Origin of the sequence: Actinomadura rubrisoli (assembly GCF_004349215.1) — a bacterium.
Taxonomy (GTDB): Bacteria; Actinomycetota; Actinomycetes; order Streptosporangiales; family Streptosporangiaceae; genus Spirillospora; species Spirillospora rubrisoli.
Window position 1 is genome coordinate 1 of the sequence record NZ_SMKU01000287.1, and the last position, 12210, is coordinate 12210.

At 72.8% G+C, this 12210-nt stretch carries 13 protein-coding genes; 5 read left to right on the forward strand and 8 right to left on the reverse strand.

Annotated elements, in window-relative coordinates; all coding sequences use genetic code 11:
* Together E1298_RS48710 and E1298_RS35685 are read left to right on the forward strand one after the other, a co-directional pair.
* A partial coding sequence (locus E1298_RS48710) for an asparagine synthetase B family protein (RefSeq protein ID WP_165975835.1) occupies positions 1 to 1346 on the forward strand: 1346 nt, incomplete at its 5' end.
* A gap of 256 nt (positions 1347 to 1602) precedes the next feature.
* Positions 1603 to 3138, forward strand: coding sequence for a DHA2 family efflux MFS transporter permease subunit (locus tag E1298_RS35685; protein ID WP_243726011.1), 1536 nt, complete (start codon positions 1603 to 1605; stop codon positions 3136 to 3138).
* Positions 3139 to 3452: 314 nt separating this feature from the next.
* On the opposite strand, the gene E1298_RS35690 is transcribed toward E1298_RS35685, so the two are convergent.
* Positions 3453 to 3683 carry a DUF397 domain-containing protein gene (locus E1298_RS35690; RefSeq protein WP_131901269.1) on the reverse strand — a complete coding sequence of 77 codons (231 nt, stop codon included), beginning with the start codon at positions 3681 to 3683 and terminating at the stop codon, positions 3453 to 3455.
* Positions 3684 to 4020: 337 nt separating this feature from the next.
* Between E1298_RS35690 and E1298_RS35695 the strand changes: the two genes are divergently transcribed.
* Positions 4021 to 4497, forward strand: a complete 477-nt coding sequence (locus tag E1298_RS35695; RefSeq protein ID WP_243726012.1) for an ATP-binding protein — start codon at positions 4021 to 4023, stop codon at positions 4495 to 4497.
* Here E1298_RS35695 and E1298_RS35700 read toward each other — a convergent pair.
* Together E1298_RS35700 and E1298_RS35705 are read right to left on the reverse strand one after the other, a co-directional pair.
* The gene (locus E1298_RS35700) at positions 4478 to 5914 is read right to left on the reverse strand and encodes an alpha,alpha-trehalose-phosphate synthase (UDP-forming) (protein WP_131901273.1); all 1437 of its coding nucleotides are present in this window, start codon (positions 5912 to 5914) and stop codon (positions 4478 to 4480) included. The two genes, E1298_RS35695 and E1298_RS35700, sit on opposite strands and share 20 nt — an antisense overlap.
* A gap of 318 nt (positions 5915 to 6232) precedes the next feature.
* On the reverse strand, positions 6233 to 6688 hold the full coding sequence (locus E1298_RS35705) for a DoxX family protein (protein ID WP_131901275.1): 456 nt from the start codon (positions 6686 to 6688) through the stop codon (positions 6233 to 6235).
* Positions 6689 to 6804: 116 nt separating this feature from the next.
* Here E1298_RS35705 and E1298_RS35710 point away from each other — a divergent pair, with 116 nt between their 5' ends.
* Both E1298_RS35710 and E1298_RS35715 read left to right on the forward strand, forming a co-directional pair.
* Positions 6805 to 7266 (forward strand): MarR family winged helix-turn-helix transcriptional regulator, encoded by a 462-nt coding sequence (locus E1298_RS35710; protein ID WP_131901277.1) that lies wholly within the window; start codon positions 6805 to 6807, stop codon positions 7264 to 7266.
* 4 nt (positions 7267 to 7270) lie between these two features.
* Positions 7271 to 8428, forward strand: a complete 1158-nt coding sequence (locus E1298_RS35715) for an FAD-binding protein (RefSeq protein ID WP_131901279.1) — start codon at positions 7271 to 7273, stop codon at positions 8426 to 8428.
* Here the strand turns inward: E1298_RS35715 and E1298_RS35720 are convergent.
* The 5 genes from E1298_RS35720 to E1298_RS35740 form a co-directional block, all read right to left on the reverse strand.
* Positions 8410 to 8994 (reverse strand): HDIG domain-containing metalloprotein, encoded by a 585-nt coding sequence (locus tag E1298_RS35720; RefSeq protein WP_131901281.1) that lies wholly within the window; start codon positions 8992 to 8994, stop codon positions 8410 to 8412. The genes E1298_RS35715 and E1298_RS35720 overlap by 19 nt on opposite strands.
* A 73-nt stretch (positions 8995 to 9067) precedes the next feature.
* Positions 9068 to 9712, reverse strand: a complete 645-nt coding sequence (locus E1298_RS35725) for a response regulator (protein ID WP_165975836.1) — start codon at positions 9710 to 9712, stop codon at positions 9068 to 9070.
* A 7-nt stretch (positions 9713 to 9719) separates the two neighbouring features.
* Positions 9720 to 10919 (reverse strand): sensor histidine kinase, encoded by a 1200-nt coding sequence (locus E1298_RS35730; protein ID WP_341770677.1) that lies wholly within the window; start codon positions 10917 to 10919, stop codon positions 9720 to 9722.
* Positions 10903 to 11622 carry a DedA family protein gene (locus tag E1298_RS35735; protein WP_243726014.1) on the reverse strand — a complete coding sequence of 240 codons (720 nt, stop codon included), beginning with the start codon at positions 11620 to 11622 and terminating at the stop codon, positions 10903 to 10905. The genes E1298_RS35730 and E1298_RS35735 overlap by 17 nt, the downstream gene beginning before the upstream one ends.
* 126 nt (positions 11623 to 11748) lie before the next feature.
* Positions 11749 to 12075: a hypothetical protein gene (locus tag E1298_RS35740; RefSeq protein ID WP_131901285.1), complete on the reverse strand. Its 327-nt coding sequence runs from the start codon at positions 12073 to 12075 to the stop codon at positions 11749 to 11751.
* Between the last annotated feature and the right edge of the window lie 135 nt (positions 12076 to 12210).

Sequence of the window (12210 nt, forward strand, 5' to 3'; positions counted from 1 at the left end):
GGCGGGGGCTGGATCGGGAGGCGCTGGGCGTCTACCGGCTCGTGGGCCACTTCCTCGACCAGGACACCGCGTTCGACGGGGTGAAGAAGCTCCGTCCGGGGTGCAAGTGGAGCCTGGCGGACGGACGGCTCGCCGAGACCGAGATCGAGCCGGGCGGGTTCCGGGCCGGGGAGGCGCCGTCGGTCGAGGAGGCCGTGCGGGAGCTGGCCGAGGTGTTGCGGACGAGCATGGCGCAGTGCCTGGACCAGTACCCCGACGCCGTCCTGCAGCTGTCGGGCGGGCTGGACACGCGGCTCGTCCTGGCGGCGATCCCGCCGGCACGGCGGAACGGCTTGAATTCGCTCACCCTCAGTGCGCGCGACAGTGGCGACGAGGCCACCGCCGCGACACTCGCGCGCATGAGCCGGATGCACCGGGAGGTCATCGACCTGTCGGGGCTGGAGCGGCTCGAACCGGTGGAGGTGCACCGGCTGGTCATGGAGGCGGCGCAGCGGCGAGAGCAGGTGCTCAACCCGCTGCACCTGGGGATGCTGGAGTGGGTCGAGGAGCAGACCACGGACGCTCCGCGCATCAGCGGGCTGGGCGGGGAGCTGTCGCGGGGGATGTACTACGCGATGCAGCGCCCGCATCCGGCGGTCACGTCCAAGCTGGTCGAGCGGCTGGCCAAGTGGCGGATCTTCAGCCTGGACCCGGTCGACCCCGGCTGCCTGGACCCCGGGTTCGCCGAGGAGTCGGCGGCCGGCACCATGCGGCGGTTGCAGGACATCTTCGCCGGCTTCGGCGGCGACTGGCTGTCGGCGACGGACGCGTACTACTACCGGCAGCGCTACCACCGCGCGGTGGGCGCGGTCGTCACCAGCTCCTGCACGGAGCACACCGCGGTCAACCCGCTGCTGCATCCGCGGTTCGTGGCCATCGCCGAGGCGCTGTCCCCCGCTGCCAAGCGGGGCTCGGCGTTCAACGCGCGGCTGCTGGCCGAGCTCGACCCTGAGCTGGCGGCCCTCCCCATGGACACCGGGGTGCGGCCGGACGCGCTGATGGCGCCCCGGGCGCTCAAGCTGGTCCGCACCGCCCGCGACCAGGGCGTCAAGATCGTCCACAAGACGCGGCAGCGGGTCTTCGGGCGGGGCGACTCGGGGTCGGCGAGCGCCGCGCTGAACCGTTCGCTGCTGGCGCACTGGCGGGCCGAGCCGCACCTGCTGGAACCGGTCGCCGCGACCGGGTTGATCGGCGAGGAGTGGCTCGCGCGGGTCCTGTCCGGCGAGCACACGCCCGCCCCGGTCACCACCGGGTTCGTCGCCCTGCTTGAGGCCGCCCTGGACGACGAGGCCCGCGCGGCGGAGTGAGGGCCGCGTCCGGCGGGCCAGGACGGGTGTCGCGTGCGTCACACTCCGTTGACCTCAGTCGCGGTCGAGGTCCGATGCTGGAGCAGCGTCAGTCCGGTAAAAATGTCAGACCCCGCCGGAATACTCCGGAACCGGACGGGGTTTAATCGTTCGCGAAAGTGTCAGTCTCTGCAGTATTTTGCTGCGGCACCCCTCAGAAACGTTCCACGGTCCTCGCGCGCCCTGGCGCGCGGGCCCCCGACGATTGGAAAGTGAGTTGACCGCTCCCGCGTCCCCCAAGGCGGCGGACGGCCCGGTGGAGGCCCCGGCCTCCGGCGGAGGTCTCGACCGCGGCGTGCTCGCGGTGGCCATGGTCGTCGTCCTCGGCGCGATCATGTCCATCCTGGACGTGACCGTCGTCAATGTCGCCATCAACGACCTCGCCAAGGAGTTCGAGACCCCGCTGTCGACGATCCAGTGGGTGGCGACCGGCTACACGCTGGCGCTGGCCACGGTGATCCCGATCACCGGGTGGGCCTCGGCGAGGTTCGGCACCAAGCGCCTCTACATGATCTCGATCACGCTCTTCGTGGCCGGCTCGATGCTGGCCGGCCTCGCCTGGTCGGCGGAGTCGCTGATCGCGTTCCGGGTCCTCCAGGGCCTCGGCGGCGGCATGATCATGCCCGCGGGCATGACGATCCTGACCCAGGCGGCCGGGCCGTCGCGGGTCGGCCAGGTCATGAGCGTCGTCGGGATCCCGATGCTGCTCGGCCCGATCCTCGGACCGATCATCGGCGGCTACCTCGTCGACGACGTGTCCTGGCGCTGGATCTTCTTCATCAACCTGCCGATCGGCATCGTGGCGCTGTACCTGGCCGCCAGGATCCTCAAGCGCGACGCCCCGAAGCCGACCGAGCGGCTCGACGCCATCGGCCTGCTCCTGCTCTCCCCCGGCCTGGCCGCCCTGATCTACGGGCTGGCCAAGGGCGCGCAGATGAAGGACTTCACCAAGACCGGGGCGCTGGTCCCCACGCTCATCGGCGCCGCGCTCGTCGCCGGGTTCGTGTTCCGGGCCCTGACCGCGAAGACCCCGCTGATCGACCTGCGGCTGCTCAAGCGCCGCTCGGTGGCGGCGGCGTCCGGCACGATGGTGCTGTTCATGGCCGCGTTCATGGGCGCGATGCTGCTGCTGCCGCTGTACTACCAGACGGTCCGCGGCGAGGGCGCGCTGAACTCCGGCCTGCTACTGGCCCCGCAGGGCCTCGGCGCGATGATCACCATGCCGGTCGGCGGCAAGATCACCGACCGGGTCGGCCCCGGGCGGGTCGTGCTCGTCGGCCTGGTCGTCGTGGTGCTGTCGGTGGCGGGCTTCGCCGCGATCCTGGAGGCCGACACGTCCTACTGGGCGCTCGGCGGGATGCTGTTCGTCATGGGCCTCGGCATGGGCATGACGATGATGCCGACCATGGCGGCCGCGATCCAGACCCTGGCGCACGACGAGGTGCCGCGCGCCAGCACGATGCTGAACATCATCCAGCAGGTCTCGGCGTCCCTCGGCACCGCGATGATCTCGGTGCTGCTCGCCAACAAGCTGGCGTCCAACCTCGGCACGGGCGCCGGGGGCGAGATCGGCTCCACGGCGAAGATCCCGCCCGCGGTCATGAAGAAGATCGCCGGTCCGATGGCGGACGCGTTCCAGCACACCTACTGGTACGCGGCGGGGCTGCTGCTGTTCGCCTTCCTCCCGGCGCTGCTGCTGCCGCGCAAGAAGGCCGACACCGCCGCGGCCGACGCGCCGATGCCGATGCACTAGGCCGAGCCGATGCACTAAGACGTCCGCTGGCGCGTTCCAAGCCCCGGTCCGGGACCTCGGGTCCCCGGGCCGGGGTTCGCGCGTCCAGGGGCCTGTGAGGCCCGTACGCGACCCCTCGGCCGTGCCGCCGAGCATGAGGCGCAGCGGCACGTCCGGTACGGCCTGCGCGGCCGCCTCCATCGACGCGCTGGTGATGAAGAGGGCGAGCCCTTCGGGTCGGAGCCGGGAGCTGATGGCGGTGTGGTAGAGCCCGGACCGCTGCGCGGCCCAGGCGATGGCCAGGAAGAGCGGGTGGTTCTCCAGTTGCTACCCGCTCAGACGAGCATGTGGTCGAAGTCACCGTCCTTGGCTCCGCCCACGAACGCCTCCACCTCCTCGCGCGTGTAGACGAGGACCGCACCCTCCGGGTCCCGGGAGTTCCGCACGGCGATCTCCCCGCTGGGGAGCTCCGCCATCTCGACGCAGTTGCCGCTCGGGTTGCTCCGCCGGCTCTTCTGCCAGACGAGCCCGTTACGCCAGACGTCCGACATCTGGTGGCCGTCCATCTTTGCCCCCTCAAGGCGTGTCCGCCTCCCCGCAGGGAGGCCGCGATCTCGCCCCACCCCACACAATGGTACGAGATGCACGTGCATTCGTTCTTGCATTCGTTCATGCAGACGGTCTTGCATCTGCACGACTTGGGGAGCAAGATAGCGAACGCTCGCCGGTGACCAATCCGCTCGCCTCTGAGGTTTGACAATGACCGTTGACCAGGCCCACGACGTAGCAGCTCCTGCCGCCATGGGGGGCAGGCGGCCGCGGCACGTCGCGGCCGTTCACGCGCCCTGGCCGGACTCTCCGCCGGCCACGTCCATCCGCGCGCACGCACCAGCGAGCGCGCCCGTGCCCTCGCCCGGCCTCGCCGGGCTCTGGCCCACCCCGCACTCGGGCACCCCGCGGACCGCGCGCCGCGTCCTGCCCGCCGAGATCACCGCGCCCAGGTCGGCGCGCGACTTCACGCAGGCCACGCTGCGCGAATGGGGCGTGAACGGAAACGGCGAGGACGTGGTCATCGCCGTGTCGGAGCTGGTGACCAACGCGCTGCGGCACGGCATGGAGGGACTCCCCCAGCCGCTGCCGCTGTGCCCGATCCAGATCGTCCTGCTCGGGCACCCGAGGCGGCTGGTCGCCGTCGTGACCGACCCCGGGGCGCGCGTCCCGGAGGCGGCCTCCTGCGACCCCGACCGGTTCATCGAGGGCGGCCGCGGCCTGCTGGTCGTCGGCGCCGTCAGCGACTCGTGGGGCTGGGCGCGGCTCGGCACCGGCGGCAAGGGCGTCTGGGCGGCGTTCGATCTGAGGATCAGCCCTCCAGCGCCGTAACCGGCGGCAGCGGGGCCGCGTCGGCCTCGACGGGGCGCTCCAGCTCGGTGAGGAAGTCGAGCGCCCAGCGGTCGACGTCGTGCTCGATGACGCGCCTGCGCATCGCGCGCATCCGGCGCGCCTGCTCGGCCGGCTCAGCGTCGAGCGCGGCCAGCAGCGTCCCCTTGAGCCCGTCGATGTCGTACGGGTTGACCTGAAACGCGCCCCGCTTGAGTTCCGCGGCGGCACCGGCGAACTCGCTGAGCACCAGCGCGCCGCGCAGATCCGCGCGGCAGGCGACGTACTCCTTCGCGACCAGGTTCATCCCGTCCCGCAGCGGTGTGACGACCATCACGTCCGCCGCCAGGTAGAGGGCGGTCAGCTCGGCGCGGTCGTACGAGCTGTGCAGGTAGTGGACGACCGGGAACCCGATCTCGCCGTACTCGCCGTTGATGCGCCCGACCTGCTGCTCGATCTCCTCCTTGAGCAGCTGGTACTGCTCGACGCGCTCGCGGCTCGGCGTGGCGATCTGCACGAACACGGCCTGGCCGGGCTTGAGCCGGCCGTCGCTGAACAACTCGCCGAACGCCTGAAGGCGCTGCGTGATGCCCTTGGTGTAGTCGAGCCGGTCAACGCCGAGCAGGACGGTCGCGTCGCCGAGATCGGTGCGGATCTCCTGCGCGCGTTCCTGCACGTCCTGGCGTGCCACCAGGTCGTTCAGCTCGCCCACGTCCACGGAGATCGGGAAGGCGCGGGCGCGCACGATCCGGTCGTCCCAGAAGACGTCCTGCTTGACGTAGCGGGCGTCCAGGAGCCGCCTGCACAGCCGCACGAAGTTGGACGCGGCGCCGGGCAGCTGGAAGCCGACCAGGTCGGCGCCCAGGAGCCCCTCCAGGATCTGCCGCCGCCACGGCAGCTGCCAGAACAGCTCCAGCGGCGGGAACGGGATGTGCAGGAAGAAGCCGATCCGCAGGTCGGGGCGCAACTGGCGCAGCATCGACGGGACGAGCTGGAGCTGGTAGTCCTGCACCCAGACGATCGCGCCCTCCGCGGCGACCTTCGCCGCCGCCTCCGCGAACCGGTTGTTGACCCGGACGTAGGCGTCCCACATCGCCCGGTCGTACACGGGCCGGGCCACGACGTCGTGGTAGAGCGGCCAGAGCGTGGCGTTGGAGAACCCCTCGTAGTAGAGCTCGATCTCCTCCGACGACTGCGCGATGGGGACGAGCGACATGCCGTCCTCCTCGAAGGGCTCCAGTTCCTCGTCCGGTACGCCCACCCAGCCGATCCACGTGCCCTGCCTGCGCCTCATCACCGGCGCGATGGCGCTCACCAGGCCGCCGGGGCTGCGCCTCCAGGCGGGCGCGCCGTCCTCGCCCACGATCCGGTCGACCGGAAGCCGGTTGGCCACCACCACGAACTCACTACCGCGCGACACCTAGACCCGCCTCTCCAGGAAAGCTGTCCGATGACCATGCCCAGAAACGGTCATCGGGAACATCTTGTCACTTCGACGTAAAGCCGAGATGTCTGAAAGGTCCGTTGTCAGGGAGAGGGGAGGACCGCAGCCCCGGTTTGGAGCGGGCCATATTCCTTGCCGAGCAGGTGACCGCTGTTTACCAACTTGTCACCTTCGTACTGATACGGCCAGAAAGTTACTTACGTCACATTTGCTCGGGGCGGCGCGCCGCCGGGAACGGCCGAGCCCCGGCGCGGGGCGTGGTCCGCCGCGCGCCGGGGCTCGCGTTCGTTCGGGTCAGACGCCGGCGGGCTCGCGCTCGGCCGCGGGCTCGCGGCGGCGCGACAGGAGGTCGTCCACGGAGAAGCGGCCGGGCCTGGCGAGGGCGAGCAGCAGCGCGACGGCGCCGAGGACGACCACGTACTCGTAGCCGCCCTTGTCGGCGAACAGGCCCTTGTCCATGTGGACGTACCAGAACGCGCCGGCCATGTCCGCGGCGAGCAGCAGGCCCGCGACGGGGACCAGGACGCCCGCGATGAGCGCGGCGCCCCCGATCAGCTCCACCCACGTGGCGAAGTGGGCGGACAGGCCCGGCAGCGGGATGCCCAGGCCGTCGAACATCTTGGTGACACCGGAATGCCCGACGTCGGTCAGCTTCTGCCAGCCGTGCGCGATGAAGATCACGCCGAGCGCGAGCCTGCCGATCAGCAGGCCCGCGTCGGGCAGGTAGGGGTACCGGCGAGCGGGGAGCATGGCTTCTCCTCTGATCGAAGGTTCAAATATGAACTAACTCGACGTTAGCAGACATGGTTCAAATCCGGACCATCTAGAATCCTCAGCGGCGGATCAGGCCAACTAGAATCACTTTCATGACCGACGACGCCGGCTCCCTCACCCCAAGGCAGCTGCGTGCCTGGATGGCCTTCCTGTCCGCCGGCCACCTGGTCGACCACGAGATCGAACGCCAGCTCAAGCGCGACGGCGGGCTGTCGCACCCCGAGTTCGAGGTGCTGGTCAAGCTGCGCGTGGCCGAGGGGCACCGGCTGCGCATGTCCGACCTGGCGCGTCAGGCGATGATCTCCAAGAGCCGGCTCACCTACCAGATCACCCAGCTGGAGCGGGCCGGGCTGGTCAAGCGCACCGGCTGCGAGTCCGACCGGCGCTCGGTGTGGGCCGAGCTGACCCCCGAGGGCGCCGCCGCGCTGGACAGGGTCCGCCCCGGCCACCGCCGGGTCGTCCGCGAGTCGCTGATCGAGGTGCTGACCCCGGAGGAGATCGACCTGCTCGGCGACGCGCTCACCCGCGTCGCCGACCGCCTCCGGGAGCGCTAAGGCCGTGTCCGGTCCGGCCTTGCGCGACTTCGGCGGCATCGTCGAGCGCTCGCCGTCCCGCGTCGTCCGTCCCGGGTCGGCGGACGAGGTCGCCGCGGCCGTCCGCGAGGCCGCCGGGCTGGGGCTGGAGGTCGTGCCGCGCGGCCTCGGCCACTCCACGTACGGCCAGTCCCTGACCGGCGGCGTCTCCCTCGACATGCGCGGCCTGGCCGGAGTCCGCGAGATCTCCGAAGGCGGGCACGCAAGCGCCGGGCAGGCGACCGGGGAGGGGTACGCGGTCGTCGGGGCCGGGACGACCTGGCGCGAGGTGCTGGAGGCCACGCTGCCGCACGGCCTCGCCCCGCCCGTGCTCACCGACTACCTCGACGTGACCGTCGGCGGGACGATCTCGGCGGGCGGCGTCGGCGGCGCCTCCCACGTGCACGGCACGCAGGCCGCGAACGTCCTCGCCCTAGGCGTCGTCGCGGGCGGCGGGCCCGTCACCTGCTCCCCCGCCGAGCGGCCCGGCCTGTTCGACGCGGTCCGCGGCGGCCTGGGCGCGCACGGCGTGATCACCTCGGCGACGCTGCGGCTCGTCCCGGTCCCCGGGCGGGTGCTGTGCTGCGAGATCCCGTGCCGGGACGCCGTCGGCCTGCTGCGCGTCCAGCGCGACGTCACGGCCGACCACCTCTCCGGGCAGGCCAAGCCGTCCGAGGACGGCTGGCGGTTCGAGGCCAAGGCCGTCCTGTACGCGGGCGACCCGCCGCCCGGGACCACCGAGGCCGAGGAGCTGCCCTTCCTCGACTTCGCCGACCGCATGCGCCCCGACGTCGAGGAGCTGGTCGCGCTCGGCGAGTGGGCGCGGCCGCACCCCTGGGGCATGGTCTTCCTGCCCGCGTCCCGCGCCGCCGAGGTCATCACCGCGACGCTCGCCGCGACGGCGCCCGCCGACCTCGGCCTGAGCGGCGTCGTCCTGATCAAGGCGCTGCGCGTCGGGCACGTCCCGATGCTCGCGGCGCCCGCCGATCCCGTGCTGTTCAGCGTCCTGCGGACGGCGTCCCCGGGCTGCGCGCCCGTCGCCGGCATGCTCGCCGCCAACCGGGCGCTGCTCGCCCGCGCCCGCGCCGCGGGCGGCACCCGCTACGCGGTCGACTCGACCCCCGATCAGCCGTTCACCGGGTAGGCGGCCTGGAAGGCCAGGCGGCGGTCCGCGCCGGCGGCGAGGCGGTCGCAGGCGTCGTCCAGGTCCATGAACGCCTGCCAGCGCTCGCGGCCCGAGGCGGCGGCCAGCGCGTCCACGACCCGCTTCTCCAGGCCCGGGACGCGCTTGGCCTTCCAGACCTTGTCGGCCAGGCTGACGAGGAGATCGTCGATGCCGATGTCCGGGCCGTCCCAGGACGCGTGGGTACGGGCGAACCGGGCGAGCCGCTCCTCCACGCCGTGCTCGCGGAGCAGGGCGTGCCCGGCATGCTCGTGCTCCGCGCCGGGGCCCGACAGCTCGCCGGGGTGGAGGGCCTTGCCGATGTCGTGGGTGGCCGCGCCGAACAGGACGGCCTCCGCATCCACGCCGAGGGACGGGTAGTGCTCGGCGGCCCAGGCGACGAGGTCGGCCGCCACGTCGTGGACGGCGCGCAGGTGCGCGGCCAGGCGCGGCGGGGCGCGCAGGTCCTCCAGCAGCCGGGCGGCCCGGTCCGGCAGCGGGCGGAGGCCGGGGTCGGTCAGGGCGCGGCGCAGCGCGGGGAGGGGCATTCCGGCACCGTAGTGCACGCGCTCGGCGGGCGAGGGCGAGGATCTCGGCGCCGGGGAGCCCGCCCGGCGGGGCTCAGGAGCCGAGGTAGCGCAGGACGGCCAGGACGCGGCGGCTGTACCCGGCGGCGTGCGACAGGTCGAGCTTGTCGAAGATCGCGTTGACGTGCTTCTCCACCGCGCTCTGCGAGATGTGCAGGTGCGCCGCGACGGAGGCGTTCGTGTGGCCCTGCGCCATGTGCCCGAGGACGTCCCGCTCGCGCGGCGTGAGACGGCTCAGCGGGTCCACGTGCGTGCTGCGGACGAGGAGCTGCCGCACCACCTCGGGGTCGAACGCGGCGCCGCCCGAGCCCACCCGGTCGAGGGCGTCCAGGAACTCGTCCACCTGCGCGACGCGGTCCTTCAGCAGGTAGCCGACGCCCTCCGTGTCGGCGGTGATCAGCTCGGTGGCGTAGCGCTTCTCCACGTACTGCGACAGCACGAGCACCCCGACCCCGGGCCAGCGCCGCCGGATCTCCAGCGCGGCCCGCAGCCCCTCGTCGGTGTGCGTGGGCGGCATGCGGACGTCCACGACCACCACGTCCGGCGGCCCGCCCGCCACCGCCGCGAGCAGCGCGCCGCCGTCGCCGACGGCCGCGGCGACGTCGTGGCCCTCCTCGGCCAGCAGCCGCACCAGGCCCTCGCGCAGCAGCGTCGAGTCCTCCGCCAGCATCACCCGCACGGCAGCATCACCCGCACGGCAGGTCCGCGCCGATCACGGTGGGGCCGCCGGGCGGGCTGTCCACGCCGAACGTCCCGTCCAGCGCCGCCACCCGCCGGGCCAGCCCCGCCAGGCCGCCGCCGGCCGGGTCGGCTCCCCCGCTCCCGTCGTCCTCGATCCGCACGGAGATCATCCTGCCGTACCTCGCGACCCGGACCTCGACGTGCCGCGCGCCCGAGTGCTTGGCGGCGTTCGTGACGGCCTCGCAGACCACGAAGTACGCCGCCGTCTCCACCGCGTGCGGCGGGCGGTCCGGGACGTCGTAGACGATCGCCACCGGCACCGGGGACCGCTCGGCCACCGTCTCCAGCGCGGCCCGCAGCCCCTCGCCGTCCAGCGCCGCCGGATACACCCGCCAGGTGACCTCCCGCAGGTCCTCAAGCGCCCGCTGGGACTCCTCGTGCGCCTGCCCCAGCAGCTCCGCCGCCCGCTCCGCGTCGCCCGCGCGGCGGGCCCGCCCGATCAGCATCCCGAGGGCCACGAGCCGCTGCTGGACGCCGTCGTGCAAATCCCGCTCGATGCGGCGGCGCTCGTCGTCCACCGCGTCCACCACCTCCGCGCGCGTGACCGACAGCTGGGTGATGCGGCGCTCGTACTCCTCCAGCGGGCTCGGGCCGAGGCAGCGCCGCGCCACGCCCCGCTCCAGCGCCACCACTCCGACCAGCCCCTGGACGGCGATGAACAGCATTACCACGGCGAACACGGCGGTGTAGAGGACGATCCACCAGGCCGGCGGGATGCCGTCCAGGTAGTCGCCGGTGATCCACCAGCTCGCCACCAGCGCGACCCCGGCCACCGCCCCGTAGGCGATCAGCAGCAGGATCACCCCGCCGAGCAGCCCCACGGGCACCCGCAGGACGAGGTACGCCAGCGCCCGCACCGGGCCGTACTCGGCCTCCCGGCTCCCGCCCAGGAACGCCGCGAGCCTGCGCCGCTCCAGCTCGGTCAGCCACTGCGCGCCGTCCGCGACGATCTTCGGCACCGCCAGCTGACCCCGCGAGAAGGCCAGCGAGTAGGCCATCAGCGGCGCCGCCACCGCGAGCAGCACCAGCTCCGCACCGGCGGTGGCCGCGCCCAGCGCCAGCCCGACCGCGGCACGCCACACCACGCCCGCGCCGCGGCGCCCCGGGGGAGGCGCCGCGGCGGGGCCGTCAGAGGATGCGGTCACGTTCGAGGTCTCTTGTCTCCATGGCCTCCGCCCGATGCGCGCCGGGTCCGGTTCCCGTCCGCCGTGACCTCACGATACGGACGGCGGCGAATGCCAGGGCCCCCAGGACCACCAGCGCGAGGACGACCTTGGAGTAGATCCCGACGTACTCCTCGACCGTCCGCCAGTTGTCGCCCAGCTCGTACCCGGCCAGCACGAACGCCGTGTTCCACAGCAGGCTGCCCAGCGTCGTGTAGAGCAGGAACGTCCCCATCCGCATCCGCTCCACCCCGGCCGGGACGGAGATCAGGCTGCGGAAGATCGGGATCATGCGGCCGAAGAACACCGCCTTCCCGCCGTGCCGGGCGAACCACGCCTCCGTCCGGTCCAGGTCCGAGAGCTTGACCAGCGGCAGCCGCGCGACCAGCCTGCGGATCCTGTCCCGGCCGATCAGGGCCCCGATCCCGTAGAGCGCCAGCGCCCCCACGACCGATCCCACCGTCGTCCACACCAGCGCGGCGAGCAGGCTCATCCGCCCCTGCGCCGCGGTGAACCCCGCCAGCGGCAGGATCACCTCGCTCGGCAGGGGCGGGAACAGGTTCTCCAGCGCGATCGCCAGGCCCGCGCCCGGCGCGCCCAGCCGGTCCATCAGGTCGGTGGCCCAGCCCGCGATGCCCCCGACCGGCTCGGTGCCCGACGTCGCCGACACCGCCATCTCCGTCATTCCGATCATGCTTGCAACGCTAGGAACCGGCCGGTCGCGCCACCATGGAGCGCACCGCCGACCCCAGCGGCCGCGCGCCACACCCCGTCCCTGCGGAAAACCACACCCCCCGGATCGGGGACGGCCTCACGAGCCTCGGACCGGGAGCGGCCCAGGGGACGGAGCGGCGGCGGAACGGGCCCGCGGGATCGCGGGAGCGTCCTCCGCGGCCTTGGAAGGCGGCGACGCCGGGCCTTCCGGAGTGTCCCGTCCGGCGAGGTAGACCGCGCGCTCCAGCTCGTCCTCGAAGGCGAGCACTATCATGTCCGGCTCCTCCGGACCGGGCCGGACCAGCAGGTACGGAAGGCCGCCGTGCTCGGCGAGGTAGGCGACACCGTCCTCGCCGTGCGCGTAGAGCCGGGCGCCGCGGAAGCGGGCGAGCACATCGTCGTACGGGGCGATCTCCTCGCGCATGCGCCCATTCCTCCACCCCCGCGTGTCGCGCCTGTTTCCGCCGAGTGAAGGGACGCCCAACTCCGTCCGACATCGCCTCCCGCCCCGTCCCGCCACACCCGCCTTCGTGCGTCCGTCGCGTCCACGGGCGGCCCG

Excerpts from the sequence above, each read along its gene's own strand:
- E1298_RS35710 (WP_131901277.1), top strand. The coding sequence starts at position 6,805 with ATGACCGACGACGCCGGCTCCCTCACCCCAAGGCAGCTGCGTGCCTGG.
- E1298_RS35735 (WP_243726014.1), bottom strand. The coding sequence starts at position 11,622 with ATGACGGAGATGGCGGTGTCGGCGACGTCGGGCACCGAGCCGGTCGGG.
- E1298_RS35720 (WP_131901281.1), bottom strand. The coding sequence starts at position 8,994 with ATGCCCCTCCCCGCGCTGCGCCGCGCCCTGACCGACCCCGGCCTCCGC.
- E1298_RS35740 (WP_131901285.1), bottom strand. The coding sequence starts at position 12,075 with ATGCGCGAGGAGATCGCCCCGTACGACGATGTGCTCGCCCGCTTCCGC.
- E1298_RS35690 (WP_131901269.1), bottom strand. The coding sequence starts at position 3,683 with ATGGACGGCCACCAGATGTCGGACGTCTGGCGTAACGGGCTCGTCTGG.
- E1298_RS35705 (WP_131901275.1), bottom strand. The coding sequence starts at position 6,688 with ATGCTCCCCGCTCGCCGGTACCCCTACCTGCCCGACGCGGGCCTGCTG.